26 protein-coding genes are annotated in these 26,408 nt (G+C 66.7%); 14 read left to right on the forward strand and 12 right to left on the reverse strand.

Annotated elements, in window-relative coordinates; all coding sequences use genetic code 11:
- Window positions 1-233: 233 nt before the first annotated feature.
- The 6 genes from HH110_RS12990 to murJ form a co-directional block, all read right to left on the reverse strand.
- A complete protein-coding gene (locus HH110_RS12990) occupies window positions 234-2,114 on the reverse strand; it encodes a M61 family metallopeptidase (RefSeq protein ID WP_176990052.1) in 1,881 nt (626 codons plus the stop codon).
- 219 nt (window positions 2,115-2,333) lie between these two features.
- Window positions 2,334-3,284: a 4-hydroxy-3-methylbut-2-enyl diphosphate reductase gene (ispH, locus tag HH110_RS12995; RefSeq protein ID WP_176990053.1), complete on the reverse strand. Its 951-nt coding sequence runs from the start codon at window positions 3,282-3,284 to the stop codon at window positions 2,334-2,336.
- 53 nt (window positions 3,285-3,337) lie between these two features.
- Window positions 3,338-3,844, reverse strand: coding sequence for a signal peptidase II (gene lspA, locus HH110_RS13000; protein ID WP_176990054.1), 507 nt, complete (start codon window positions 3,842-3,844; stop codon window positions 3,338-3,340).
- Window positions 3,844-6,675 carry an isoleucine--tRNA ligase gene (ileS, locus tag HH110_RS13005; RefSeq protein ID WP_176990055.1) on the reverse strand — a complete coding sequence of 944 codons (2,832 nt, stop codon included), beginning with the start codon at window positions 6,673-6,675 and terminating at the stop codon, window positions 3,844-3,846. Before ileS ends, lspA begins: the two co-directional genes overlap by 1 nt.
- Complete coding sequence (locus HH110_RS13010; RefSeq protein WP_176990056.1) at window positions 6,672-7,619, reverse strand: bifunctional riboflavin kinase/FAD synthetase; 948 nt, start codon at window positions 7,617-7,619, stop codon at window positions 6,672-6,674. The genes ileS and HH110_RS13010 overlap by 4 nt, the downstream gene beginning before the upstream one ends.
- A 75-nt stretch (window positions 7,620-7,694) precedes the next feature.
- Entirely contained in the window at window positions 7,695-9,299 is a 1,605-nt protein-coding gene (murJ, locus tag HH110_RS13015; RefSeq protein ID WP_176990139.1) for a murein biosynthesis integral membrane protein MurJ, read from the reverse strand.
- A gap of 116 nt (window positions 9,300-9,415) precedes the next feature.
- On the opposite strand from murJ, the gene rpsT reads away from it, so the two are divergent.
- Window positions 9,416-9,685 carry a 30S ribosomal protein S20 gene (gene rpsT, locus HH110_RS13020; protein WP_019184515.1) on the forward strand — a complete coding sequence of 90 codons (270 nt, stop codon included), beginning with the start codon at window positions 9,416-9,418 and terminating at the stop codon, window positions 9,683-9,685.
- Window positions 9,686-9,869: 184 nt separating this feature from the next.
- On the opposite strand, the gene obgE is transcribed toward rpsT, so the two are convergent.
- The 3 genes from obgE to rplU form a co-directional block, all read right to left on the reverse strand.
- Window positions 9,870-10,922 (reverse strand): GTPase ObgE, encoded by a 1,053-nt coding sequence (gene obgE / locus HH110_RS13025; RefSeq protein ID WP_176990057.1) that lies wholly within the window; start codon window positions 10,920-10,922, stop codon window positions 9,870-9,872.
- A 196-nt stretch (window positions 10,923-11,118) separates the two neighbouring features.
- Window positions 11,119-11,379, reverse strand: a complete 261-nt coding sequence (gene rpmA, locus HH110_RS13030; RefSeq protein WP_019184517.1) for a 50S ribosomal protein L27 — start codon at window positions 11,377-11,379, stop codon at window positions 11,119-11,121.
- A gap of 15 nt (window positions 11,380-11,394) precedes the next feature.
- On the reverse strand, window positions 11,395-11,712 hold the full coding sequence (rplU, locus tag HH110_RS13035; RefSeq protein ID WP_019184518.1) for a 50S ribosomal protein L21: 318 nt from the start codon (window positions 11,710-11,712) through the stop codon (window positions 11,395-11,397).
- 295 nt (window positions 11,713-12,007) lie between these two features.
- Here rplU and uvrA point away from each other — a divergent pair, with 295 nt between their 5' ends.
- The 3 genes from uvrA to HH110_RS13050 all read left to right on the forward strand — a co-directional run bounded on the left by uvrA (window position 12,008) and on the right by HH110_RS13050 (window position 16,307).
- Window positions 12,008-15,022, forward strand: a complete 3,015-nt coding sequence (gene uvrA / locus HH110_RS13040; protein ID WP_176990058.1) for an excinuclease ABC subunit UvrA — start codon at window positions 12,008-12,010, stop codon at window positions 15,020-15,022.
- Window positions 15,022-15,429, forward strand: coding sequence for a thioesterase family protein (locus HH110_RS13045; RefSeq protein WP_176990059.1), 408 nt, complete (start codon window positions 15,022-15,024; stop codon window positions 15,427-15,429). The genes uvrA and HH110_RS13045 overlap by 1 nt, the downstream gene beginning before the upstream one ends.
- 152 nt (window positions 15,430-15,581) lie before the next feature.
- On the forward strand, window positions 15,582-16,307 hold the full coding sequence (locus HH110_RS13050) for an enolase (RefSeq protein ID WP_176990060.1): 726 nt from the start codon (window positions 15,582-15,584) through the stop codon (window positions 16,305-16,307).
- Window positions 16,308-16,333: 26 nt separating this feature from the next.
- Here HH110_RS13050 and HH110_RS13055 read toward each other — a convergent pair whose 3' ends face one another.
- Window positions 16,334-16,780, reverse strand: a complete 447-nt coding sequence (locus HH110_RS13055; RefSeq protein WP_176990140.1) for a copper chaperone PCu(A)C — start codon at window positions 16,778-16,780, stop codon at window positions 16,334-16,336.
- Window positions 16,781-16,814: 34 nt separating this feature from the next.
- Between HH110_RS13055 and HH110_RS13060 the strand changes: the two genes are divergently transcribed.
- From HH110_RS13060 to HH110_RS13075, 4 genes are all read left to right on the forward strand, one after another.
- A complete protein-coding gene (locus HH110_RS13060; protein ID WP_176990061.1) occupies window positions 16,815-17,594 on the forward strand; it encodes an enoyl-CoA hydratase/isomerase family protein in 780 nt (259 codons plus the stop codon).
- Between the two features lie 196 nt (window positions 17,595-17,790).
- A complete protein-coding gene (tesB, locus tag HH110_RS13065) occupies window positions 17,791-18,699 on the forward strand; it encodes an acyl-CoA thioesterase II (RefSeq protein WP_176990062.1) in 909 nt (302 codons plus the stop codon).
- Window position 18,700: 1 nt separating this feature from the next.
- The gene (locus HH110_RS13070) at window positions 18,701-19,210 is read left to right on the forward strand and encodes a DUF2007 domain-containing protein (RefSeq protein WP_176990063.1); all 510 of its coding nucleotides are present in this window, start codon (window positions 18,701-18,703) and stop codon (window positions 19,208-19,210) included.
- 130 nt (window positions 19,211-19,340) lie between these two features.
- Window positions 19,341-20,546, forward strand: coding sequence for an RNA polymerase sigma factor (locus HH110_RS13075; protein WP_176990064.1), 1,206 nt, complete (start codon window positions 19,341-19,343; stop codon window positions 20,544-20,546).
- A gap of 56 nt (window positions 20,547-20,602) precedes the next feature.
- Here HH110_RS13075 and HH110_RS13080 read toward each other — a convergent pair whose 3' ends face one another.
- Complete coding sequence (locus HH110_RS13080; protein WP_176990065.1) at window positions 20,603-21,208, reverse strand: EF-hand domain-containing protein; 606 nt, start codon at window positions 21,206-21,208, stop codon at window positions 20,603-20,605.
- Between the two features lie 154 nt (window positions 21,209-21,362).
- On the opposite strand from HH110_RS13080, the gene HH110_RS13085 reads away from it, so the two are divergent.
- The 3 genes from HH110_RS13085 (at window position 21,363) to HH110_RS13095 (ending at window position 23,763) form a co-directional block, all read left to right on the forward strand.
- Complete coding sequence (locus tag HH110_RS13085; protein WP_176990066.1) at window positions 21,363-22,118, forward strand: arginyltransferase; 756 nt, start codon at window positions 21,363-21,365, stop codon at window positions 22,116-22,118.
- A gap of 37 nt (window positions 22,119-22,155) precedes the next feature.
- On the forward strand, window positions 22,156-23,361 hold the full coding sequence (locus HH110_RS13090) for an endonuclease/exonuclease/phosphatase family protein (RefSeq protein WP_176990067.1): 1,206 nt from the start codon (window positions 22,156-22,158) through the stop codon (window positions 23,359-23,361).
- 165 nt (window positions 23,362-23,526) lie between these two features.
- Window positions 23,527-23,763 (forward strand): hypothetical protein, encoded by a 237-nt coding sequence (locus tag HH110_RS13095; protein WP_176990068.1) that lies wholly within the window; start codon window positions 23,527-23,529, stop codon window positions 23,761-23,763.
- A 36-nt stretch (window positions 23,764-23,799) separates the two neighbouring features.
- On the opposite strand, the gene purT is transcribed toward HH110_RS13095, so the two are convergent.
- The gene (gene purT, locus HH110_RS13100) at window positions 23,800-24,990 is read right to left on the reverse strand and encodes a formate-dependent phosphoribosylglycinamide formyltransferase (RefSeq protein WP_176990069.1); all 1,191 of its coding nucleotides are present in this window, start codon (window positions 24,988-24,990) and stop codon (window positions 23,800-23,802) included.
- 131 nt (window positions 24,991-25,121) lie between these two features.
- Here purT and HH110_RS13105 point away from each other — a divergent pair, with 131 nt between their 5' ends.
- Genes HH110_RS13105 through HH110_RS13115 form a run of 3 tightly spaced genes read left to right on the forward strand, consistent with a single transcriptional unit; the run spans window position 25,122 to window position 26,407 of the window.
- On the forward strand, window positions 25,122-25,991 hold the full coding sequence (locus HH110_RS13105; protein ID WP_088432124.1) for an SPFH domain-containing protein: 870 nt from the start codon (window positions 25,122-25,124) through the stop codon (window positions 25,989-25,991).
- Between the two features lie 51 nt (window positions 25,992-26,042).
- Window positions 26,043-26,222 carry an Arc family DNA binding domain-containing protein gene (locus tag HH110_RS13110; protein ID WP_176990070.1) on the forward strand — a complete coding sequence of 60 codons (180 nt, stop codon included), beginning with the start codon at window positions 26,043-26,045 and terminating at the stop codon, window positions 26,220-26,222.
- On the forward strand, window positions 26,219-26,407 hold the full coding sequence (locus HH110_RS13115) for a DUF4177 domain-containing protein (RefSeq protein ID WP_176990071.1): 189 nt from the start codon (window positions 26,219-26,221) through the stop codon (window positions 26,405-26,407). Before HH110_RS13110 ends, HH110_RS13115 begins: the two co-directional genes overlap by 4 nt.
- Window position 26,408 lies beyond the last annotated feature (1 nt).

The following is a 26,408-nucleotide window of genomic DNA, read 5'->3' on the forward strand; positions in this document are numbered from 1 at the left end:
ACAAACGGGGTTCATTCCACGGCGTTAGCCGCTGTTTGTCAGCATGTTCCCCACAACGAAAACCCCGACCGGGCCGGGGTTTCGTTTTTTACTTGTGCTGAAAACGTCATCCTCGGCGTTGAAACATCCGTGCCCCGGGGGAAAGATCTACGTCTGAATCTTCCGCCATGAGCACCTTACGCACGGGCATGAAGCGGAAAATGCTGCGGATGCACGCAGCCTGACGCCGGTGGTCAGCGCGCCTTCCACAGCTCCGCCAGGCGGTCCGGCTTGCCGGCGATGCGCTCCAGCGCCGGGTACTTCAGCCCGTCGTGGTAATCCAGCGTCACCGTGTCGATGCGATCGACGTTTTTCACCAGCAGCGTCAGCGGTGCCTTGTCGGTCCTGGCCGTGGTGATCGCCTCCTTCAACTGCTCCGCCTTGAACACGCGGCCATTGAGTGCGACCACGCTCATGCCGGGGATCAGCCCGGCATTGAACGCCGGGCTGTCCCACAGCACGTCGCCGATGTAGCCGGACTCGCTGACGGACAGGCCGATGGAGTACAGCAGATTGCTGTTCTTGGCCCGGGCCTCCTGCGCCTTGAACGCTTCGTTCGGGGTATCGGTGTAGACCAGTTTCCAGCCGGCTGCTTCCAGACCGCCGGTCAGCGGGCCGTGCCCATCCAGGCGTTCGCGCAGGAAGCTGGCCCAGTCGAACGGCGCCACGCCGTTGAGGGTGCCGACCACGTCCTCGAAGGTATACGGATGGACGTTCCAGTCGCCGTCGTTCATGCCGAAGAACGCCTTGGCGAAGTCGTCCAGGCCGCGCTTGTTGCCGGTCAGCGCGCGCAGCTTGCCGTCCACCTCCAGCCATACCATCTGGCCGCCGGAATAGTAGTCCTCGCTCATCTGGTAGTTGCGGAACGCCAGTGCGCGGCGCTGGGCGATGGTCGGGTCGTTGGTGGTGTCCTGCAGGTTGCGCCAGGCCAGGCCGGGGCGGCCGCGGTCGTAGGTACCGGCGACATTGGCCAGTACATCGCGGGTCTGCTGCGGGCTCCACAGTCCGGAGCGGGCGGCCAGCACCTGGCCCCAGAACTGGGTCTGCCCTTCATACAGCCACAGCAGGCTGTCGCCCATGGGAACGTTGAAGTTGGCGGTGGCCAGATCCGCGCCACGGCGGTACTTGCCGTTCCAGGAGTGGTTGAACTCGTGCGGCAGCAGGTCGCGGCCGAGCCAGGTCTTGTCCCACTCGGTGAAGTACCCGGTGTCGCCACTGTTCTCGCTGGAGCGCTGGTGCTCCAGGCCGATGCCGCCGAGCCTGTCGGTCAGCGCGAGCAGGAACTCGTAGCGGTCGAAGTGGCGCGCGCCGTAGAGCTTGTACATCTGCTGCACCAGCGCGCGATGCGCCTGGATCTGCTCGGGCTTGGCCGCCAGCGACGTGGCGTCATCAGCGAAGACATTCAGGTGCACCGGCACCTTTGCGCCGGGGTCCAGATCGAAGCGCTGGAAGTGGCGGCCGGCGAACAGCGGCGAGTCGACCAGATGGTCGTAGCTGATCGGCTTGAACACCACGGTGTCGCCGTCGCGGCGCTCCGTGTCCAGCGCGGTGGCATACGACCAGCCCGGCGGCAGGGTGACGGTAGCCTGCGCTTGGATGTTGCGGGTGATGACCCCGGCCGGGTACAGCGAGTTGGCGTTCCACTGCAGGTTGAGCATGTCCGGCGTCATCACCACGCGGCCCTGCGCGCCCTGGGAGGACAGGAACTTGAACTCGGCCACGACTTCACTGGCGCCCTGCGGCACCTCCACGGTGAAGGCGTAGACGTCGTACGGATCCCGCTTCCACTGCAGCGGCGTGCCGTTGGCGGTGACGACCAGGCCGGCGAGCTTGTCGATCGGCCCGCTCGGCGAATGCGCGCCGGGCAGCCACTGGGGGTACAGCAGGGTCAGCGGGCCGGGCTTGGCCGGCACCGTGGCCTTGACCTTGAAGATGCGTCGCCCGATATCGCGCGCGTCCACGTCGATGCGCAGCAGGCCGGGGAAAGCCACGTCCTGCGGCGGCGGTGTCTGCGCCTGCACGCCGGCGGCGGACACGGCCAGCAACACGGACAGGGCAACGGCACGCATCTTCATCAGGCAGGCTCCAGCGGGGGAAGCCTCGATCCTAGCCCTGCGTTACCGCCCTGCCCCATGGCCAAAGGTCATGCGTCGCGTTGCGGCCATGATTGGCACAGCGGAGTGCGGTGACGTTCTGTCTGCCGGACGCGATCAGGACCCACCGAGATGAGCTGCCGGCCAGCGGCCGGCACTACCGGGGCAGCGCCACGGCATGCGTGGCGTAACGTTGCCGGGTCAGTCGACCAGGCGCAGCCGCAGTTCCTTCGGCAGCGCGAACACCATCGATTCCGGCTCGCCATCCAGCTCGCCGACGCCGGTGGCGCCAAGTTCTTTCAGGCGCGCGATCACCCCGTCCACCAGCACCTGCGGCGCGGAGGCGCCGGCGGTCAGGCCGATGTGCTTTTTGCCCGCCACCCATGCCGGGTCGATCTCGTCGGCACCGTCGATCAGGTAGGACTCCACGCCATCACGGCGTGCCAGCTCACTCAGGCGGTTGGAGTTGGAGCTGTTCGGCGAGCCGACCACCAGCACCAGGTCGCAGCGCTTGGCCAGGTCGCGCACGGCATCCTGGCGGTTCTGCGTGGCGTAGCAGATGTCATCGTTCTTCGGGCCCTGCATCGCCGGGAAGCGGGTACGCAGCGCTTCGATGATGCCGCGGGTGTCATCCACCGAGAGCGTGGTCTGGGTGGTGTAGGCGAAGTTCTCCGGCTGGTCGATGACCAGCGTGGCGACGTCGTCCACATCTTCGACCAGGTAGATCTGGCCGGTGCCGCGCTCGCGGCTCCACTGGCCCATCGTGCCTTCCACTTCCGGGTGGCCGGCGTGGCCGATCAGCACCACGTCGCGGCCGGCGCGGCAGTGGCGGGCCACTTCCAGGTGCACTTTGGTGACCAGCGGGCAGGTGGCGTCGAACACCTTCAGGCCACGGCGGTCGGCTTCCTGGCGCACGGCCTGGGAGACGCCGTGGGCGCTGAAGATCACCGTGTTGTCGTCCGGCACTTCGTCCAGCTCTTCGACGAAGATCGCGCCGCGGGCCTTGAGGTCATCGACCACGAACCGGTTGTGCACGACCTCGTGGCGCACATAGATCGGCGCACCCAGGGTCTCGATCGCGCGCTTGACGATCTCGATCGCACGATCGACACCGGCACAGAAACCACGCGGATTGGCGAGCAACACATCCATCGGTCAGATACTCCGGCCGGCGTGAGCCGGGTCGTTACGGATACAGAAGGGAATTATCCCGCTTTTTTGGCAGGCTTGCCGTCGAACAGGCCGAACAGGGCGATACCCACCGCGCCGACCACGATCGCCGAATCGGCGATGTTGAACGACGGCCAGGCATGGTCACCGATATACCACTGGATGAAGTCGACCACATGGCCGTGCATCAGCCGGTCGATCACGTTGCCGATCGCCCCGCCGATCACCAGGGCGTACGGCACGGCGCTGCGCCAGGCACCGCGCGCGGTGCCCCACATCCAGTAGGCCATCAGGCCGCTGATGCCCAGCGCCAGCGCGGTGAAGAACCACAGCTGCCAGCCACCGGCATCGCTCAGGAAACTGAACGCGGCGCCGGTGTTGTAGGTGCGGTACCAGTTCCAGAAGCCGTCGATGACCACCACCGGCTCGTACTCGGGCAGGCTGGACAGCACCCAGGCCTTGCTCCACTGGTCGGCGATGATGATCGCCGCCGACAGCAGCAGCCAGATCAGCGCGTTCGGACGCGGACGGGCGGCGGCCATCAGAACCACCGCCGGTCTTCGCCGGCACCGTCGATGTTGGTCACGCAGCGGCCGCACAGCTCCGGATGCGCGGCGACCGAGCCCACATCGGCGCGGTAATGCCAGCAGCGCACGCACTTCTGCTTCGTGGTCGGCTGGGCGCTGACGAACACCTCATCGGTGGTCGCCGGGCGCACCTGCACGTCACCGCTGATCAGCAGGAAGCGCAGCTCCTCGGCCAGCGGCTGCCAGCGCGCGGCGGTCTCGGCATCGGCGGCGACGGTGATCTCCGCTTCCAGCGCCGCACCGATCGCACCATTGGCGCGCATCGGCTCGAGCACCTTGGCGACCTGCTCGCGCAGGGCCAGCAGCTGGTCGAAATCGGCTGCGTTGAGCGGCGCGTCGGCCGGCAGTGGAGCCAGTCCTTCGTACCAGGTGGCGAACAGCACATTCTCCTTGCGCTCGCCCGGCAGGTAGCCCCACAGCTCATCGGCGGTGAAGCTCAGGATCGGCGCGATCCAGCGCGTGAACGCTTCGGCGATGTGATACATCGCGGTCTGCGCCGAGCGGCGGCCGCGCGAGTCCACCGGCATGGTGTACAGGCGGTCCTTGGTGACGTCCAGGTACACCGAGCCCAGGTCGACGCTGCAGAAGTTCAGCAGCAGCTGCACGATCTCGGCCATGTTGTAGCCGGTGTACGCGGCCTTGATCTTCTCCTGCACCTCGAACGCGCGATGCACGATCCAGCGGTCCAGCGCGACCATGTCGGCCGGGGCCACCAGGTGCTGGGCCGGGTCGAAGCCGTCCAGATTGCCGAGCAGGAAGCGCGCGGTGTTGCGCAGGCGCCGGTAGGCATCCGCGTTGCGCTTGAGGATCTCCTGCGACAGCGACATTTCATTGCTGTAGTCGGCCGAGGCGATCCACAGGCGCAGGATGTCCGCGCCCAGGGTCTTCATGATGTCCTGCGGCTCGATGCCGTTGCCCATCGACTTGGACATCTTGCGGCCCTTCTCATCCACGGTGAAACCGTGGGTGAGGCACTGCTTGTACGGCGCCTGCCTGTCGATCGCCACGCCGGTCAGCAGCGAGGACTGGAACCAGCCGCGGTGCTGGTCCGAGCCTTCCAGGTACAGATCGGCCGGCTTGCCGAAGCCACGCGCCAGCAGCACGCCTTCGTGGGTCACGCCCGAGTCGAACCAGACATCGAGGATGTCGGTGACCTTCTCGTACTGCGACGCTTCTTCGCCCAGCAGCTCGGCGCTGTCCAGCGAATACCAGACGTCGATGCCTTCGGCCTGCACGCGGTCGGCGACCTGCTGCATCAGCTCGACGGTGCGCGGGTGCGGCTCACCGGTTTCGCGGTGGGTGAACAGCGCGATCGGCACGCCCCAGGTGCGCTGGCGGCTGATGCACCAGTCCGGGCGGCCATCGACCATCGAGCCGATGCGCGCCTTGCCCCAGCTCGGGAACCAGCCGACGGTGTCGATCGCGGCCATCGCATCGCTGCGCAGGTTGGCCTTGTCCATCGAGATGAACCACTGCGGGGTGGCACGGAACACGACCGGGGTCTTGTGGCGCCAGCAGTGCGGGTAGCTGTGCACGATCTCGACATGGGCCAGCAGCGCACCGGAGGCGCGCAGCACATCGATGATCAGCGGCTGCGCCTTCCACAGGTGCACGCCTGCCAGCTCGACGTCGCCCGCCGGCGGGGTCGAGGACAGGTACACGCCACGGCCGTCGACCGGGTTGATCTGGCCGGCGTTGTACTTGTCCATCAGCCCATACTGCTGGCTGACCACGAAGTCTTCCTGGCCATGGCCCGGGGCGGTATGCACCGCACCGGTACCGTCTTCATCGGAGACGTGGTCGCCGTTGAGCAGCGGGATGTCGCGCTGCGGATAGAACGGATGGGCCAGCAGCAGGTTTTCCAGCGCGGCGCCGGTGGCACGGCCGTGCACGACCAGGCCCTCCACGCCGTAGCGCTGCAGCGAACGTTCGGCCAGCGCGGCGGCCAGCACCAGCCAACGGCGCTTGCCGTGGTGGGCCGGGCCTTCGGCCAGCACGTACTCGATCTCCGCACCGAGCGACACCGCAAGCGAGGCCGGCAGCGTCCACGGGGTGGTGGTCCAGATCGGCACCGCCACCTCGACATCGGCCGGCAGCGCCACGCCGAAGCGTTCGGCCAGCTGCTGCGCGTCGCGCGAGACGTAGGCCACGTCGATCGCCGGCGAGGTCTTGTCCTGGTATTCGATCTCGGCCTCGGCCAGTGCCGAGCCACAGTCGAAGCACCAGTGCACCGGCTTGGCGCCGCGCACGATGTGACCGTTGGCGAAGACCTTGGACAGCGCGCGGATCTCGTTGGCTTCGAAATCGAAGCTCAGCGTCTTGTACGGGTTGTCCCAATCGCCGATCACGCCCAGCCGCTTGAAGTCGCGGCGCTGCAGTTCGATCTGCTCTTCGGCGAACTCGCGGCACTTCTGGCGGAACGCGACCGCATCGAGCTTGACGCCGACCTTGCCCCACTTCTTCTCGACCGCGATCTCGATCGGCAGGCCATGGCAATCCCAGCCAGGCACGTAGGGCGCATCGAAGCCGGCCAGGTAGCGCGACTTGACGATGATGTCCTTGAGGATCTTGTTGACCGCGTGGCCCAGGTGGATCTGGCCATTGGCGTAGGGCGGGCCGTCGTGCAGCACGAACAGCGGGCGTCCCTGCGCGTTGTCGCGCAGGCGGGCGTAAAGGCCCTCGTCCTCCCAGCGCGACAGAATGCCCGGCTCGCGCTTGGGCAGGTCGCCGCGCATCGGGAATTCGGTTGCCGGCAGATGAAGGGTGGCTTTGTAGTCCTGGCTCACGCAGTGGCTCGCAATCTGTGTTCGGAAAGGATGTGACGGGCCTGTTCGGCGTCACGGTGCATCTGGTCGGTCAACGCAGCCAGATCTTGGAACTTTTCTTCGTCACGCAGCTTGGCGACGAACTCGACATCGATGTGGCGACCGTACAGGTCACCCTGGAAATCAAACAGGTGCGCTTCCAGCAGCGGCTCCACGCCGTCCACGGTGGGGCGCGTGCCGAAGCTGGAGACCGAGGGCCACGGCTGGTCGAACACGCCATGGACCCAGGTCGCGTAGATCCCCGACAGCGCCGGCGTCTTCGGGAAGCGCAGGTTGGCGGTCGGGAACCCCAGCGTACGGCCCAACTGGCGGCCGCGCACTACCCTGCCCCCAATCGTATACGGCCTGCCCAGCAGATCCCCGGCATGGCTGAAATCACCGGCACGCAGCAGTTGGCGGATGCGGGTGCTGGAGATGCGCTCGCCGTGCAGGTCGACCGGCTCGATCTCCCCCGCACTGAAACCCCGCTCGCGGCCCATCGCCTGCAGCAGGGCCAGATCGCCCTTGCGGCGGTTGCCGAAGCAGAACTCCGGCCCGATCCACACCTCGCGCGCACTCAGCCGGTGCACCAGCAGCTGCTCGACGAACGCCTCGGCCTGCATCGCGGCCATGCGCGCATCGAAGCGCAGCAGGCCGATCGCATCCACGCCGAGTTCGCGCAGCATCGCGACCTTGTCGCGCGCCAGGGTCAATCGCGGCGGCGGCTCGCCCTGCGCGAAGTACTCGCGCGGCAGCGGCTCGAAGGCCACCGCCACGGCGGCCACGCCCAGCGCGCGCGCGCGCGAAACGGCGTGGCGCACCAACGCACGATGACCCAGGTGCAGGCCGTCGAATGCGCCGATGCAGACCACGCTTCCGTGCGGGAACAACTGCCCGCCTTCGACGTTTCTAAACAGCCTGCTCATCTACGTGGAATGCGGCCCACCAGGGCCGATGCTTTGCAAGAGATAGCCATGAAGTATAGCCGGGCTGCCCACCTATCAATGCTCCCGCAGGTGGCGCGGGCGGAAGCCCATGGCGACCAGCGCCACCAGATAGGTCAGACCACCGCCGCCGACCAGCAGCGCGAGGTTCCCGATCCGGTGCCATTTGTCCATGCCGGTGAACGCCGGCATCCCGTACAGCAGGGCCAGCAGCACCGCGACCATCGCCAGACACGCCAGCCCCAGCTTGGTCACGTAGCCACCCCACCCGGGCTTGGGCTGATAGACGTCGGTCTTGCCCAGCCAGTACCAGAGCAGGCCCAGGTTCAGGTAACTGGACAGTGCGCTGGCGATGCCCAGCGCCAGATGCAGGCCCGGCTGCTTGCCCAGCGCGACCCACACGCCCTGCGCCTTGAGCGCCTCCGGCACCATCACGTGGTACAGCACGGCCAGCAGGATGAAGTTGAACACCATGTTGGCCACCAGCGCGGCCACGCCGGCGCGGACCGGGGTGCGCGTGTCCTGGCGGGCGTAGAAGGCCGGCAGCACCACCTTGAGCAGCGCGAACGCCGGCAGGGCGAAGCTCAGCCCGTAGACCGACAGCGCGGTCATGCGGGTATCGAACGCGGTGAAGCGCCCGTACTGGAACACCGTGGCGATCAGCGGCTCGGCCAGCAGCAGCAGGCCCAGCATGGCCGGGATCGCGATCAGCAGCGTCGTGCGCAGGCCCCAGTCCAGCGCGCTGGAGAAGCCGGCCTTGTCGGTGCTCACGTGGTGGCGGGCCAACGCCGGCAGGATCACGGTACCCAGCGCCACCCCGAACACGCCCAGCGGGAGCTCCAGGAAGCGGTCGGCCAGCGACAGCCAGGACTGCGAGCCATCGGTCAACTTGGCGGCGATCACCGTATCCAGCAGCAGGTTGATCTGCGCGATCGAGGAACCGAACAGGGTCGGCACCATCAGGGTCAGCACCTTGCGCACCCCGGGATGCCGCCAGCCCCAGCGCGGCAGGGTCAGCAGGTTGATGCCCTTCAGCGAAGGCAGCTGGAACAGCAGCTGCAGCAGCCCGGCCGCCAGCACCGCCCAGCCCAGGGCCAGGATCTGCTTCTCCGGGGTGCCGCCCAGCCGCGGGGCCAGCCACAGCGCGCCGGCGATCATGCACAGGTTGAGGATCACCGGGGTCAGCGCCGGCATCGCGAACTTCTGGAAACTGTTGAGCGCCCCGCCGGCCAGCGCGGTCAGCGAGACGAACAGCAGGAACGGGAAGGTCAACCGGAACAGGTCCACCAGCAGGCCATGCTTGGCCGGGTCGGTATCCACCCCGCTGGAGAACAGGGTCGCCAGCTGCGGCGCGAAGATCAGCGCCAACGCCGTGACCAGCAGCAGCACCCCGCCCAGCGTGCCGGCCACCCGCGACATCAGCTCGCGCAGTTCGGCATGCGAGCGGGTTTCCTTCACTTCCGTGAACACCGGGACGAACGCCGTGGCGAACGAGCCTTCGGCGAACAGCCGGCGCAGGAAATTGGGCACCCGGAAGGCGACCCAGAAGGCGTCGGTCACCGCATTGGTGCCGAACGTGGTGGTGATGACCAGGTCGCGAACCAGCCCCAACACCCGCGAAATCATGGTCATGCTGCTGAAAGACAGCAGGCCCCGCAACATCCTTGGTGAACTCACCCGTGTTCCCTCTTGACAATTGACTTGACGTACATTTTTCGAGCCATCATACTTTCCAGCTTGCTGTTCCCATTACACCGATTTTTCAGGAAACCACCACTGTGGCCAATATCAAGTCCGCCAAGAAGCGCGCCAAGCAGACCGTCGTGCGCAACGCGCGCAATACGGCTCAGCGTTCGATGCTGCGCACCGCTGTCAAGAAGGTGATCAAGGCTCTGGATGCCAATGACGCCGCCGGCGCCGAGGCAGCCTTCGCTGTTGCCCAGCCGATCCTCGACCGTTTCAGCTCGCGTGGTCTGATCCACAAGAACAAGGCTGCTCGCCATAAGAGCCGCCTGACCGCGCGCATCAAGGCCATCAAGGCCGCCTGATACGGCGCTGCGGGTGTCGTAGAGCCACGCCCTGCGTGGCTTCGATCCAGCCGCAGAGAAGAACCCGGCCTTGGCCGGGTTTTTTGTTGCCTGCGATCTGCGGCGACCCGCCCGGTCGGCGGTTACGGCGACACCACAGAAAAACCCGGCCGGAGCCGGGTTTCTCAGGGGCGCGTGGCTGCGCTCAGTACGCATCGCGCGCTTGCGCCTCGTCTTCCTTCTGGCGATCGAAGAAGGCCATGATGTTGTTCATGATCGGCCAGGTGCCTTCACGGCCGAGGGCCGAGACCAGGTACCACGGCTCGGTCCAGCCCAGCTCGGCGACGATCTTCTCGGCAGCGGCCTTGGCCTCGTCCTCGAACATCAGGTCGGCCTTGTTCAGCACCAGCCAGCGCGGCTTGTCCAGCAGCTCCGGGTCGTGCTTTTCCAGCTCGCGCTCGATCGCCCGGACCTGCTCGATCGGCGACACACCTTCCACGCCGCCTTCCATCGGGGAGATATCCACGAGGTGCAGCAGCAGGCGGGTGCGCTGCAGGTGGCGCAGGAACTGCGCGCCCAGCCCGGCGCCGTCGGCCGCCCCCTCGATCAGGCCGGGAATGTCGGCGATCACGAAGCTGCGGTAGTTCTCCACGCGCACGACGCCCAGATTGGGGTACAGCGTGGTGAACGGGTAATCGGCCACCTTCGGGGTCGCCGCGGACACGGCACGGATCAGGGTGCTCTTGCCGGCATTCGGGAAGCCCAGCAGGCCCACGTCGGCCAGCAGCTTCAGCTCGAGCTTGATCAGGCGCTCTTCACCCTCTTCGCCCGGCAGCGCCTGGCGCGGCGAGCGGTTGGTGGAGCTCTTGAAATGCATGTTGCCCAGGCCGCCGCGGCCGCCCTTGGCCACCAGCAGGCGGTCGCCATGCGCGGTCAGATCGCCGATCACCTCGTCGGTGCTGACGTTCATGATCACGGTGCCGATCGGCACGGTGATGACCAGGTCTTCGCCGCCCTTGCCATAGGCCTGGCGGCCCATGCCGTTCTCGCCGCGCTGCGCCTTGAAGATGCGGTCATGGCGGAAATCGACCAGGGTGTTGAGGTTCTCGTCGGCGCGGATCCACACGCTGCCGCCATTACCGCCGTCGCCACCGTCCGGCCCGCCCAGCGGAATGAACTTCTCGCGACGGAAACCGATGCAGCCGTTGCCGCCGTTGCCGGCGATCACCTGGATTTCTGCTTCGTCTACAAGTTTCATGATTCTGGATGCCAATCTGGAGGCGGCGGGCGCGAGGTGCACCCCACCGCAGAGTCTAACGGCCCCGGTACGATCCAGGGCCGGCGGCGGGAAATGTCCCGCCCGATGTAGTGGATACCAACGAAAAACCCCGCCGAAGCGGGGCTTTCGTCAGCGACCCCACGCCGTGGCGTGGGCGCCTGCGTACCGCTGAAGATCAGGCTTCGGCGACGACGCTGACGGTACGACGCTTCTTCGGGCCCTTGACCGAGAACTCCACCTTGCCGTCGACGAGCGCGAACAGGGTGTGGTCACGGCCGAGGCCAACGCCGGTACCCGGATGGAACTGGGTGCCGCGCTGACGCACGATGATGTTGCCGGCGTCGATGGCCTGGCCACCGAAGATCTTGACGCCGAGGTATTTCGGGTTGGAGTCGCGACCGTTGCGCGATGAGCCTACGCCCTTCTTATGTGCCATGACTGCTTCTCCTTATTACTTGCTGCCACCGGCAATGCCGGTGATCTCGATTTCGGTGTAGTACTGACGGTGACCCTGGCGCTTCATGTGGTGCTTACGGCGACGGAACTTGATGATCCGGACCTTGTCGGCACGACCCTGGGACACGACCTTGGCAGTGACCGAAGCGCCGCTCAGCGCGTCGCCCAGCTTGATGCCATCGCTGTCGCCCAGCATCAGGATGTTGTCGAACTTGATCTCGTTGCCGACTTCGACTTCGAGCTTTTCAACGCGGAGCGTTTCGCCCTGCGCCACGCGGTATTGCTTACCGCCGGTTACCAGTACTGCGTACATGACCAGACTTCCTCTGTAGTTATTGTGGTCTATGGACTGCCGCCATCGAGGGCGGACAGAAGCGGAATTTTAATGACTTCAACCACTTCGGGTCAACCCACCCCCTGCTCGGACCCGGATTTGGCTGAATACGGTTCAGGAAACCGGCTGGCGGGGTCTCAGGGCGTGAGACCCAGGGGTGGCAAAGTCCGCGATTGCCCCCAAATCCCAAGCTCGGTAGGCTGACCGATTGCCGTTTCCGATTGCCCCACCCGCTTGCCGGCTCCCTGAGCCGAAGCCCCACAACGGATCCCCCATGGCGATGGATTTCATCCGCATCCGCGGCGCGCGGACGCACAATCTCAAGAACATCGATCTCGACCTGCCCCGCGACAAGCTCATTGTCATCACCGGCCTGTCCGGCTCGGGCAAGTCCTCGTTGGCGTTCGACACCATCTACGCGGAAGGCCAGCGTCGTTACGTGGAGTCGCTGTCGGCCTATGCCCGCCAGTTCCTCAGCGTGATGGAAAAGCCGGACCTGGACCACATCGAGGGCCTGTCCCCGGCGATCTCGATCGAACAGAAGTCGACCTCGCACAACCCGCGCTCGACCGTCGGCACGATCACCGAGATCTACGACTACCTGCGCCTGCTGTACGCCCGCGTCGGCAGCCCGCGCTGCCCGGACCACGGCTACCCGCTGGAAGCGCAGACGGTCAGCCAGATGGTCGACCACGTGCTGACCCTGGATGCCGAACAGCGCTACATGCTGCTGGCCCCGGTGATCCGCGAGCGCAAGGGCGAACACGCCCAGGTCTTCGACCAGCTGCGCGCGCAGGGCTATGTGCGCGTGCGCGTGGACGGCCAGTTGCATGAAATCGATGCGGTGCCGCCGCTGGCGCTGCGCCAGAAGCACACCATCGAGGCGGTGATCGACCGCTTCCGCCCGCGCGAGGACATCAAGCAGCGCCTGGCCGAGAGCTTTGAAACCGCGCTGAAGCTGGGCGACGGCATGGTCTCGGTGCAGTCACTGGATGTGGAGGATGCGCCTGCGCACCTGTTCTCCTCCAAGTACAGCTGCCCGGTCTGCGATTACTCGCTGCCGGAGCTGGAACCGCGCCTGTTCTCGTTCAACTCGCCGGTCGGCGCCTGCCCGGGCTGCGATGGCCTCGGCATGGCCGAGTTCTTCGATCCCTCGCGCGTGGTAGTGCACCCGGAGCTGTCGCTCTCGGCCGGTGCCGTGCGCGGCTGGGACCGCCGCAACGCCTACTACTTCCAGCTGATCGCCTCGCTGGCCAAGCACTACAAGTTCGACACCGATGCCCCGTGGCAGAGCCTGCCCGAGGACGTGCGCCAGGCCGTGCTGTACGGCAGCGGCGACGAGACGATCACCTTCACCTACTTCACCGAAGCCGGTGGCCGCACCCAGCGCAAGCATCGCTTCGAGGGCATCATTCCCAACCTCGAGCGCCGCTACAAGGAGACCGAATCCTCGGCGGTGCGCGAAGAGCTGGCCAAGTACATCAGCGAGCGCAACTGCCCCGAGTGCAACGGCCAGCGCCTGAACAAGGCCGCGCGCAACGTGTTCGTGGCCGACCGTGCGCTGCCGGAACTGGTGGTGATGCCGATCGACGATGCGCTGAAGTTCTTCAGCAGCATGACCCTGCCCGGCTGGCGTGGCGAAATCGCCGGCAAGATCGTCAAGGAGATCGGCGAACGGCTGGGCTTCCTGGTCGACGTCGGCCTGGATTACCTGACCCTGGAGCGCAAGGCCGACACCCTGTCCGGTGGCGAGGCCCAGCGCATCCGGCTGGCCTCGCAGATCGGTGCCGGCCTGGTCGGCGTGATGTACGTGCTGGACGAGCCGTCGATCGGCCTGCACCAGCGCGACAACGAGCGCCTGCTCGGCACCCTGACCCGCCTGCGCGACCTCGGCAACACGGTGATCGTGGTCGAGCATGACGAAGACGCGATCCGCCTGGCCGACTACGTGCTGGACATCGGCCCGGGTGCGGGCGTGCATGGCGGCGAGATCGTCGGCCAGGGCACGCTGCAGGACATCCTGGATGCGCCGCGTTCGCTGACCGGCCAGTACCTGTCGGGCAAGCGCGCCATCGAGATCCCAGCGCGCCGGCACAAGCCGAACCCGAAGATGACGCTGCATCTGCGCGGTGCCAGTGGCAACAACCTCAAGGGCGTGGACCTGGACATTCCGTCGGGCCTGCTGACCTGCATCACCGGCGTGTCCGGCTCGGGCAAGTCGACCCTGATCAACGACACCCTGTTCTCGCTGGCCGCCAACGAGATCAACGGCTCCTCGCACCCGATCGCCCCGTACAAGGAAGTGGACGGCCTGGATCTGTTCGACAAGGTGGTGGACATCGACCAGTCGCCGATCGGCCGCACCCCGCGCTCGAACCCGGCCACCTACACCGGTCTGTTCACGCCGCTGCGCGAGCTGTACGCGCAAGTGCCCGAAGCGCGTGCACGCGGCTATTCGCCGGGGCGTTTCAGCTTCAACGTGCGCGGTGGCCGTTGCGAAGCGTGCCAGGGCGATGGCCTGATCAAGGTGGAAATGCACTTCCTGCCGGACGTGTACGTGCCCTGCGATGTCTGCCACGGCAAGCGCTACAACCGCGAAACGCTGGAGATCCTGTACAAGGGCTACAACATCAACGACGTGCTGCAGATGACCGTCGAAGATGCGCTGAAGCTGTTCGAACCGGTGCCGAGCATCGCGCGCAAGCTGGAAACGCTGGTCGACGTGGGCCTGAGCTACATCAAGCTGGGCCAGAGCGCGACCACGCTGTCCGGTGGTGAAGCGCAGCGCGTGAAGCTGTCCAAGGAATTGTCGCGCCGCGATACCGGGCGCACGCTGTACATCCTGGATGAGCCGACCACCGGCCTGCATTTCCACGACATCGAGGCGCTGCTCGGCGTGCTGCACAAGCTGCGTGACGAAGGCAACACGGTGGTGGTGATCGAGCACAACCTGGACGTGATCAAGACCGCCGACTGGATCGTCGATCTGGGTCCGGAAGGCGGCCACCGCGGTGGCACCATCCTGGTCACCGGTACGCCGGAAGACGTGGCGGCCTGCCCGACCTCGTACACCGGCCAGTTCCTGGCCAAGATGCTGCCCTCCACCAGCGCGCGCCCGGAACAGCCGGCGGCCGTGGCCAACAAGCCCGACGCCCGCCCGCCGCGCAAGGCCAAGCCGGAAAAGCCGGCCAAGGTGGCCAAGGTGGCCAAGAAGGCGGTGGCCGCCACGCGCGCGGCAACCCCCAGCAAAACCAGCCCTGCCAAGACCACGAAGGCGAAGAAGAAGTAATGAGCAGCGAACACAAGATTCTCGCCCGCGTACCGATCAGCGTCCGCTGGCGCGACATGGACAGCATGGGCCACGTCAACAACGCCAAGTACATCTCCTACCTGGAAGAAGCGCGCGTGCGCTGGATGCTGGGGGTGGAGGGCGTTTCGATGACCGACCGCATCGCACCGGTGGTGGCGGCGACCAACGTCAACTACCGCCTGCCGATCGTGTGGCCCAACGACATCGTGGTGGAACTGTTCGTCGAGCGTCTCGGCAACAGCAGCGTGACCATCGGCCACCGCATCGTGGACGAGAAGAACGACAGCACGCTGTATTCGGACGGCAACGTGGTGGTGGTGTGGATGGACACCCAGACCGGCAAGAGCGCACCGTTGCCCGAGGCGATCCGCACCGCGTCCACCTGAGCAGGTAGTGCCGGCCGCTGGCCGGCAACCTCAGACTCCCGGACGGATGTGCATGATTGCCGGCCGCTGGCCGGCAACCTCATGACGCCGGAAGGATGTGCATGGATGCCGGCCAGCGGCCGGCATTACCGCCATTCGTTCAAAGGAATGCCATGTTCCACCAGACCGACATCCGCACACTTCTTCCCGGAATGACGCCGTTCCCCGCCGACGTTTTTTCCCAGGAACAACCGTGGCTGGCCCAACACCTGCTGCCGCTGATCGGCATCGACCTGGGCATCCTGCATCCGGAACTGGCCGGCTCCGTGGCCACGATGCTGTGCCCGATAGAGCCGTATGAAGGCTGCATCGGCGAAGACACCGAAGAGCACCACAACGCGTTCACCGGCACCAACTGGATCGCATTCGAGCTGACCACCGACAACCGCATGCGCTTCCTCGGCACCGCGGGCTACTTCGTCGGTGACCAGGAGCAGGACAGCGACGCGGTCGAGCACATCGCCGAGATGCGCGACAGTCACGCCAAGGCACACGCCTATTTCCAGACCCACGGCTCCTTGGCCAGCTACATGCGTTATGGCGATGGCGAGCCGGGCGAACAGGCGTATCTGGACAGGCTCGGCGGGCAGATTTCCGGTGGCAACTGGACCGAAACCGCCGAGATCCCGCCGGCATTCGAGATCGCACTGGATCCGGCGATGTATGACCGCGACCGACCTGACGATGCCGAGAACGTGCGCATCACCCGCGATGGCAAACCGTTCTTCGCGGTCGCCGAAGTAGCCGGTTACAACTGGTGCGCCGCGGGTGCCGATGCCATCGTGATGCTGTACGAACCGGACAGTCGCACCGTGTTGTTCTCCTACGACTGGAGCTGAGCGCGCGCCTGCCGGCCAGCACCCCCTCAACGCGCGCCGCGCACCTGCAGCTGTCCATCCACCTTGCGCCCGTCTTCCAGGCTCAGCCGCAGCGGCAGCACCTTGCCCTCGCTGAGCGGCACCTCCGGCTGCATGAGCATCAGGTGCAAGCCCCCCGGCTTCAGCTCGACGGTCGCACCGGCCGCGATCGGCAATCGCTCCACCGCGCGCATCCTGCTGACCCCGTCGACCAGCGTGGTTTCATGCAGGGACACATCGCCGAACGCCTTGCTGCCGGCGGCGATCACCACGACCGCCTCGCGGCAGTCGTTGCGGATCCGCCCGTAACCGGCGGCCATCGGCATCCCGGCCGGCGGCAACCGCAGCCAGCCATCGCGCAGTGACACACAGGAAGGTTCTGCGGCCGCTGTCGGCGCCGATGCTGCGATCGCACACAGTCCCAACAATACGCACACGAATGGTTTGGTTATCATCGGCTTCGTTCCCTGTCCGCAACGAGACTGCAGCATGACGACGCTCATCGAGGTGATCAACCATGGCCCCATCCGCGAACTGCGGCTGGCGCGCCCGCCGGTCAATGCGTTGGACACCGAGCTGTGCCGGCACCTGATCCAGGCGATCAACCAGGCCATGTCCGAGGACGTGCACGGCATCGTGCTGTCCGGGAGCGAGCGCATCTTCAGTGCCGGCATGGACGTGCCGCACCTGCTCGGCCATGGCGATGACAAGCACAGGCTGCTGGACAGCTGGCAGGCCTTTTTCGGCGCCGTGCGCACCCTGGCCGAATGCCGCGTGCCGGTGGTGGCGGCCATGACCGGGCACGCCCCGGCCGGCGGCTGCGTGCTGGCGCTGTGCTGCGACTACCGGATCATCGCGCGCAGCCCCGATGCCGCCCATCCCACGGTGATCGGCCTGAACGAAGTGCAGGTCGGGCTGGTCGCGCCGGAAGGCATCCAGCGCCTGATGCGCCGCGTGGTCGGCCACCATCGGGCCACCACCCTGCTGGTCGGCGGCGAGATGGTGCCGGCCGAGCGTGCACTGCAGATCGGGCTGGTCGATGAGGTGGTCGATGCGGACCTGGTCGTCGCCCGCGCCGTGGCCTGGCTGCAGAGCCTGCTGAAGCTGCCGCGCCAACCGATGCTGCTGACCCGCGCCATCGCCCGCGCCGACCTGCATGAGGCGCTGCACGCCGACCTCATCCAGCTCGACCGCTTCGTGGACACCTGGTACGCCCCGGACGCCCAGCAGGCGCTGCACGGGCTGGTCGCCCGGCTGGGCAAGGGGTAAAGCGTCCCCGCATGCGCGCTGCCGCCCCGCGGCTCGCTGCGCAAACCGCGGGCCCCTCTTACCGACCCCCACACCCCCGCCGCTTCGCGGCAGCCCCCTGACTCAGGGGGCTTTCCCTCCAGACGCGCCCCGGCATTCCCAGCTCTTGGCCGGCACTACCCTATAATTCCGGTTCGCCCCCTGCCGGTTGCCGCCTTTGTCCGCCACGCACGAACCCGTCGTTTCCGAGCTGATCGACCTGCTCTCGCTCGAACGCCTGGAAGACAATCTATTCCGCGGCCAGAGCCGCGATATCGGCACCAAGTACGTCTTTGGCGGCCAGGTGCTGGGCCAGGCGCTGTCCGCCGCCCAGAAGACGGTCGAGAACGGCCGTCACGTGCATTCGCTGCACGCCTACTTCCTGCGCGCCGGCAACATCGACCATCCCATCGTCTATGACGTGGACCGTACCCGCGATGGCGGCAGCTTCTCCGTGCGCCGGGTCACCGCGATCCAGCACGGCAAGGTGATCTTCTTCTGCGCGGCCTCGTTCCAGCAGGCCGAGACCGGCGCCGAGCACCAGCACAAAATGCCGGAAGTGCCGCAGCCGGAAGACATCGAGCCGAACCAGCCGTTGCCGCAGGCGGTGCTCGATCGCCTGCCGATCAAGGTGCAGCGCTGGCTCTCGCGGGGTGGCCCGTTCGAGTTCCGTCATGTCTACCCGCGCGACGAACTCCATCCGCCCAAGCGCCCGCCGTACCACCAGGTGTGGCTGCGTCTGAACGAGACCGTGGGCGATGCCCCCGAGCTGCATCAGGCCCTGCTCGCCTACGCGTCGGATTTCCATCTGCTCGGCACCGCGACCTTCCCGCACGGCATCAGCTACTACCAGCCGCACGTGCAGATGGCCTCGCTGGACCATGCGATCTGGTTCCACCGCCCGTTCCGCGCCGACGACTGGCTGCTGTATTCGCTGGACAGCCCCAGCGCGCAGGATTCGCGCGGCCTGGCGCGTGGCCAGTTCTTCACCCGCAACGGCATCCTAGTCGCCAGCACGGCGCAGGAAGGGCTGATCCGCGTGGTCGACGACAGTGCCGCGGCCGCCGCCGTGCCGGCCAAGGACTGACATGAGACAGATCTTCAACAGCCAGCGCGTGGAGACCGTCGAAGGCGTGGCCCAGCTGCTGCGCGACGCCGGCATCGAAGTGCGCATCACCAACGGGCGCTCGTACCACAGCAAGCGCGGCAGCCAGTTCAGCTATCTGGACAAGGAAAAGGCCACCACCCATCCGACCCTGTGGGTGGTGCATGCCGACGACCAGCCGCGCGCCCGCGAGATCCTGCGTGATGCGCGCCTGCTGGAAACCACCCGCCGCGATCACCCGACCGCGCAGTTCGCGTTCCGCGATGAGGTCGCCCAGAACGACGCACCGCGCAACTGGGCCTGGCGCATCCGCATCGGCCTGTTGCTGGTGATCGCTGCCGTGGCGATGGTGGTGGTCATGCGCCACCGCGGCGCCACGACCGTGGTACCAGCGCCGGCCCCGGCGGTACAGCCGGCCGCGTCGCCCACCGCACCGGCGGCCACCCCACCGGAAGAAGAGGAAGTGCGGGTCCGGATCCAGCCAACTGAATAACGGGTAGTGCCGGCCGCTGGCCGGCTCTGCAGGATTCCAACCGTACGAGGAGCCGGCCAGCGGCCGGCACTGCCCGGTCACATTCCGGTTGAGGCATCGTCATACTCGGATCACCGCCGGGGAACGTGCCATGACGCATCCGCTGACCACTACGCTCGAACGCGAACTGCCCGCCGCCGCGGGCGGCTGCCAGCAGTCCTACGGGCGCATCGTACTGGCCTGCCAGAACACGGTCACCGCGATCGCGCTGGCGATCACCCGCGACGTGCATGCGAGCGAGGACATCGCGCAGGAAGCCTTCATCAAGGCCTGGCAGCAGCTCAACCAGCTGCACAGCCATGCCAGCTTCCTGCCGTGGCTGCGCCAGATCACCCGCAACCTCGCCCGTGACTGGCTGCGCGCCAACCGCGGCCGCCCGCTGTCCGGCGAGGCCGCCGAGATCGCCATCAACATGGCCGCCGACCCCAGCCCGAGCGCCCCGGAGCACCTGCAGCGGGTGGAAGAGGAGCTGGCGGCGGAAGAGATCATCTCGGCGCTGCCCGAAGACAGCCGAGAGACGCTGCTGCTGTATTACCGCGAAGGCCAGAGCTCACAGCAGGTCGCCGACCTGCTCGGCCTCAGTGACGCCGCCGTGCGCAAGCGACTGTCACGCGCTCGCGCCACCGTACGCGAAGAGATGATGCGCCGGTTCAGCGAGTTCGCGCGCAGCAGCGCCCCGAGCGCCGCGTTCGCCACGACGGTGGTCTCGATGGTGCTGGTCGCCGCGCCCGGCACCGCCAGTGCCGCGATCCTGCTCGGCACCGGGTTGGGCACCAGCAAGCTCGGGCTGGGCGGTGCCAGCGTTTCCGGCGGTGCGGCCCTGGGCTCGTTGAGTGCAGCGGCCAGCCAGAGTCATGTCCTGCCGCCGGATCTCGCGTGGGGCGCCATCGCCGGCGGCGTGGTCGGGGGCGTGCTGGGCAGCTATCTCGGGGGTCGTTACCTGCTCTCGTACGCCGAGAACGAGGGCGAGCGAAACGCCATCCGCGGGTTCGTGCACTACAGCACCTTCACCGCGTTGGTGACCTGCGTGGCCGTGTTCGCCTTGAGCTTCCTGCCGCTGGCCTGGTACTGGCCCGTGGTGGCGTTGGCGGTCGGCCTGTCCATGATCAACTATCAGTGTCTCGTTCCGCTGCAGCGGATCATGGCCCCGATGATCGCGCGGGATGCGGCGCGCCATGGACGCACCGGGCCGAACTGGAAATACGAGTCGCTGTACGGCCGCAAGGCGCTGTGGGTGATGAACCTGTTCGTGGTCGGCACCATCGTCTGGGCGATGTACAAGAACGGACGGCTCTGAAACAGAAAAGCGCCGGTCGATGACCGGCGCTTTCTCGTGCAACACCTTCGTACCGCTTATTTCGCGGCCGGTGCCTTCGGCGGCATCGGCGGCTTGCCATCGCGGTGCTTGCCATCGCGGTGATCGCCACGCGGGCCACCGAACGGGCCCTTGGCCGCATCGAACTCGGCCTTGCTCAGCTGGCCATCCTTGTTGGTGTCGGCCGCGGCGAACCAGGCATCGCGATGCTGCTTCATGCGCAGCTCGCGATCGGCCTTGTCCAGGTAGCCATCCTTGTTGACGTCCATCGCATCGAAGCGCGCGGCAAGGCGAGGATCGGCCTTGGCTTCCTCACGGCTGATGCGGCCATCCTTGTTGGTGTCCAGCTTGGCCATCCAGTCGCCATGACCGCCCGGGCCACGCCCGTGGCGCTTGCCGTGCCAGCGCGGCAGTTCCTCACGGGAGAGCTTGCCATCCTTGTTGGCGTCCAGGGTGTCGAACTGCGCGGCCAGTCGCGGCGCCTTCGCCGCTTCGGTGCGGTCGATGAAGCCATCGCCATTGGTGTCCAGCTTGGCGCGGGCGGGCTTGTCGCCGGCGGCGGGGGTGTCGGCAGCGACCGCCAGGCCGGCAGCACCGGTGGACAGCAGCAGGGCCAGCAGCAGGAGGGATGTGCGGTTGCGCATGGGTAACTCCGGTTCGTGAGGGAAACTGTGTGCGGTGCGTGGCACCCACACCGGTAACAACGCGTGGGCGCCAGCACCGTTGACAGCCCGGCCGGCCGTGTTCATTTGGCAGACAGTCGCGGCGGCTGCGACGGCACGGGGCTATGCTGTGGGCATGGCAATACACGGCGACCGCGACGACGAGCTGCGACTGTTCCAGACCGGCGACCACCCCTGTGGCTACTGGCCGGAACGGGCCGCGCGCGATCTGGTGCTCGATCCCAACGATCCGCGCCTGGGCACGCTGTACCCGATGGCGCTCGGCTGGGGCTTCCGCCGCTCCGGCGATCTGGTCTACCGCCCGCACTGCGCCGACTGCCACGCCTGCGTGGCCGTGCGCATCCCCGTGGCCCGCTTCGCACCGGACCGCAGCCAGCGCCGCTGCCTGGCCCGCAATGCCGATCTGGAAGTGCGGATCGTCGCGGCCGAGCAGACCGAAGAGCAGTTCGCGCTGTACCACCGCTACCTCACCCACCGCCACGCGCAGGGCGGCATGGACGAGCACGGCCCGCACGAGTTCGACCAGTTCCTGATCGGGCGCTGGTCGCAGGGCCGTTTCATCGAAATCCGTGGGCCGGCCGAGGATGGCCATCGCGGTCCGCTGCTCGGGGTCGCCGTGACCGACGTGACCCCGCAGGGGCTCTCGGCGGTCTATACCTTCTTCGATCCGGACCAGGCCCATCGCGGCCTGGGCACCTTCGCGATCCTGCAGCAGATCGCCTGGGCCCAGCGCGAGCACCTGCCGCACCTCTACCTGGGCTACTGGATCCGCGGCCACCGCAAGATGGACTACAAGCGCCGGTTCCGCCCGCTGGAGGCCTATGACGGTCGCCGCTGGCACGTGTTCGACGACGAATCGGACGGCCGCTGACGCATCACTGACACCGCGACGGGTGCAGAATAGGCGGATGAAAGCCCATCCCCTGATCCTTGCCCTGGCCCTGCTCTGCGGCGCCTGCGCACAGACCCCTGCCAAGACCGCCGCCATGCCGGATCCCGCTTCCGCACCGCTGCGGATCGCCACCTACAACACCTCCCTGTACAGCGACGAGACCGGCGGCCTGATCGCCGAGCTCGAAGGCGACAGCGAACACGCGCGCAAGATCGCCGCCGTCCTGCAGCAGGTCCGCCCGGATCTGGTGCTGCTCAACGAGTTCGATTACGACGACGCCCATCGCGCCGCCGACCTGTTCCAGAAGCGCTACCTGGAATCCGCCCAGCCGGGCGGCGGCGAGCCGCTGCACTACGCCTACCGCTACCTCGCCCCTGTCAACACCGGCGTGCAGAGCGGCCTGGACCTGGACAACAACGGCGAGATCGGCGGCGAAGGCCGCGCCCGTGGCAACGATGCCTGGGGCTACGGCCTGCACCCGGGCCAGTACGGCATGCTGGTGCTGTCGCGCTACCCGATCGATGACGCCAAGGTCCGCAGCTTCCAGTTGCTGAAGTGGAGCGCGATGCCCGGCGCCCTGCGCCCGATCGACCCGCGTACCGGGAAATCCTTCTACAACGACCACGTCTGGTCCCAGCTGCGGCTGTCGTCCAAATCGCATTGGGATGTTCCGGTGAACACCCCGAACGGCACCGTGCACGCCCTGGTCTCGCACCCGACCCCGCCGGTCTTCGACGGTCCGGAAAAGCGCAACGCCGCCCGCAACCACGACGAACTGCGCCTCTGGCAGGACTACCTCAAGGACCGTGACACGTCGTGGCTGTGCGATGACCGTGGCCACTGCGGCGGCCTTCCGCAGGACGCACGCTTCGTCATCCTCGGCGACCTCAACAACGACCCGGTCGACGGCGACGGCCGCCATGAGGCCATCGTCGAACTGATCGAGAACGCCCGCGTCCTGCGCTACCCCACCCCGCGCAGCGTCGGCGCCGAGCAGACCAGCCTGGCCTATGCCGAGAAGGGCATCGTCCGCAAAGGCGCCCCCTTCCACGCCACCGGCGACTTCGGCCCCAAATCCGGCACCATGCGCCTGGACTACGTCCTGCCCTCGGTGGGCTTCAGCTACATCGGCAGCGGCGTGTTCTGGCCGTCCAATGACAGCCCGGAAGCGAAGATTGCCGACGGCAGCGACCACCATCTGGTGTGGGTGGACGTGAAGTAACGCCTGCTTCGTTCTGAACGGAAAAACGGCGAGCCAAGGGCTCGCCGTTTTTTTTAATGCTCTACATCAAGGTGTGCAGGGCATGATGCATTGCCATCCCGTTGGCAGGGAGGCCGCGCTTGATGACAGAATGCGGACACCATCATTGCCGCAGGAAGCGCTCGGGTGCATCGAAACCTCGTCATGATTCTCGCTGTATCCGCGCTGCTCGCCGTGTTCATGATCGGCTGGCCTGGAATCGCCCTGCATGTCATTGCGTTTCCGATGATCGGCCTGCTTCCCGCGTGCGTGGCCTGGTACAAGGGGTACGGAGAAAAATTCGGGACGTGGTGGTTGTATGGCTCGGTGCTGGCGCCGATCGCCTTCATCCACGTCACCGTCCTGCCCTGGGCGCAACGCTGAGGCGATCTTCCGCTTACTCAGCGATGCGCCGCACGCTCACGACGATCGCAACTCGATCCCGATAGCCTCCGCCGCCTCACGCGCAATCTTCCGCGCCTCGTCGATATCCGCGCCACGCGCCAACGTCACGCCCACACGGCGATGCCCGTGCACGCTCGGCTTGCCGAACAGCCGCAGCGCCGAATCCGGATGCACCAGCGCCGCGGCCACATTGCTGAAGAACGGCACGCCCTCGCCATGCGCCAGCATCGCGCACGACGCCGACGGACCGCTCTGGCGGATCACCGGAATCGGCAACCCCAGAATCGCCCGCGCATGCAGCGCGAACTCACTCAACTCCTGCGATGCCAACGTCACCAGGCCCGTGTCGTGCGGACGCGGCGACACCTCGCTGAACCACACCTCGTCGCCCTTCACGAACAACTCAACCCCGAACAGGCCCCAGCCGCCGAGCTCGTCGGTGATCGCCTGCGAAATCTCTTCCGCCCGCGCCAGCGCACGCGGCGACATCGGCTGCGGCTGCCAGCTCTCGCGGTAATCCCCGTCCTTCTGCCAATGCCCGATCGGCGCACAGAACGACGTCCCGCCCGCGTGGCGAACGGTCAGCAGGGTGATTTCGTACTCGAAATCGATGAAGCCCTCGACGATGCAGCGCCCGGCGCCCGCACGGCCACCGGTCTGCGCGTACTCCCACGCGGGCGCGATGTCCGCGTCCTGGCGCAACGTGCTCTGGCCTTTGCCCGAGGAGGACATCACCGGCTTGACCACGCACGGCAGCCCGATCGCCGCCACGGCTGCACGGTACTCGGCGTCGGTATCGACGAAGCGGTAGGGCGAGGTCGGCAGGCCCAGGGTCTCGGCGGCAAGCCGGCGGATACCCTCGCGGTCCATGGTCAGGCGTGCCGCACGTGCGGTCGGCACCACCCGCAGGCCCTGCTCCTGTTCCAGCTGGACCAGCGTTTCGGTATGGATCGCCTCGATCTCCGGCACCACCAGGTGCGGCTTCTCCAGCGCGATCAACGCGCGCAGCGCCATCGCGTCGAGCATGTCGATCACGTGCGAACGGTGTGCCACCTGCATCGCCGGTGCATTGGCATAGCGGTCGGCAGCGATCACCTCCACCCCCAGGCGCTGCAGCTCGATGGCGACTTCCTTGCCGAGTTCGCCGGATCCCAACAGCAGCACACGGGTGGCGGAAGGAGACAGCGGCGTACCGAGCGTGGACATGGCGGTGTTCCGGGCAACAGGGGCGGGAGGGCATTCTAGCCGCTGCGGCGGCCCCATGGCCGACCGGCCGGGCACTTGCAGGTTGATATCAATTTGATATCTTCAACTCAATCACCCAAGGACGCCCTGCCATGAAAGAGAAGTCGATCCGCTCGCTGTCCGGCCTGCCCTTCCTGCTGCTGGTACTGGCCTTGACCGCCGTGGCCGTGTGGATGTTCGTGGTGGGTGTGGACAAGGGAAACCGCAATCCGGCACTGATCGTCGGCAGCCTGGTGCTGGCCACCACCGCCCTGCTCAGCCTGGTCGGCCTGTACACAGTGCAGCCCAACCAGGCCGTGGTCGTCAGCCTGTTCGGCAAGTACGTCGGCACCGTGAAGGAGAACGGCCTGCGCTGGAACAACCCGTTCTTCACCAAGGTCAAGGTGAGCCAGCGCGTGCGCAACTTCGAAAGCGGCAAGCTCAAGGTCAACGAACTCGATGGCAGTCCGATCGAGATCGCCGCAGTGATCGTGTGGCAGGTGGTGGATGCGTCCGAGGCCGTCTACAACGTGGACGATTACGAGAGCTTCGTGCACATCCAGTCCGAATCGGCGCTGCGCGCGATGGCCACCAGCTACCCCTACGACCAGCACGAGGAAGGCCAGCTGTCGCTGCGCAGCCATGCGGCCGAGATCTCCCAGCACCTCAAGGACGAGCTGGCCGAGCGCCTGGCCGATGCCGGCGTGCAGGTGATCGATGCGCGCATCAGCCACCTCGCCTATGCGCCGGAAATTGCCCAGGCCATGCTGCAGCGCCAGCAGGCGAACGCCGTCATCGCTGCACGCACGCGTATCGTCGCTGGTGCGGTCGGCATGGTTGAGATGGCCCTGGCCGAACTGCAGAAGAACGGCGTGGTCCAGCTCGACGAGGAGCGCAAGGCGCACATGGTGAGCAACCTGTTGACCGTGCTGTGTTCGGACCGTGGCACCCAGCCGGTGGTCAACGCCGGCTCGCTGTATTGATGCACCCGCGGCGCCGAGGGGACGGCACGCGCTGTTGATAAAGGACCCCGCATGACCGAAAAGAAAGCGTACCCGCTGCGTATCAATGCCGATGTCCTGGCGGCAGCGCAGCGCTGGGCCGACGACGAGCTGCGCAGCCTCAATGCGCAGATCGAATACGTGCTGCGCGATGCGCTGCGCAAGGCCGGACGCCTTCCCAAACCCACCACCGACAAGGAGAGCAAGTCATGAGCAGGCGCTGGAGCTATCTCACCGTTGAAGTGAAGCCCAACCTGATGGGGATCGTCAAAGCCGAGCAGATCCAGGATGAACTGACCAAGCAGGGCCAGCTGGGCTGGGAGCTGGTCAACGCGATCAGCCTGGTGTCGGCACCTCCCTTCACGACGTCGGTGCTGATCTTCAAGAAGGAGGCATGAC

Origin of the sequence: Stenotrophomonas sp. SAM-B (assembly GCF_013387485.1) — a bacterium.
GTDB lineage: Bacteria > Pseudomonadota > Gammaproteobacteria > Xanthomonadales > Xanthomonadaceae > Stenotrophomonas > Stenotrophomonas maltophilia_AA.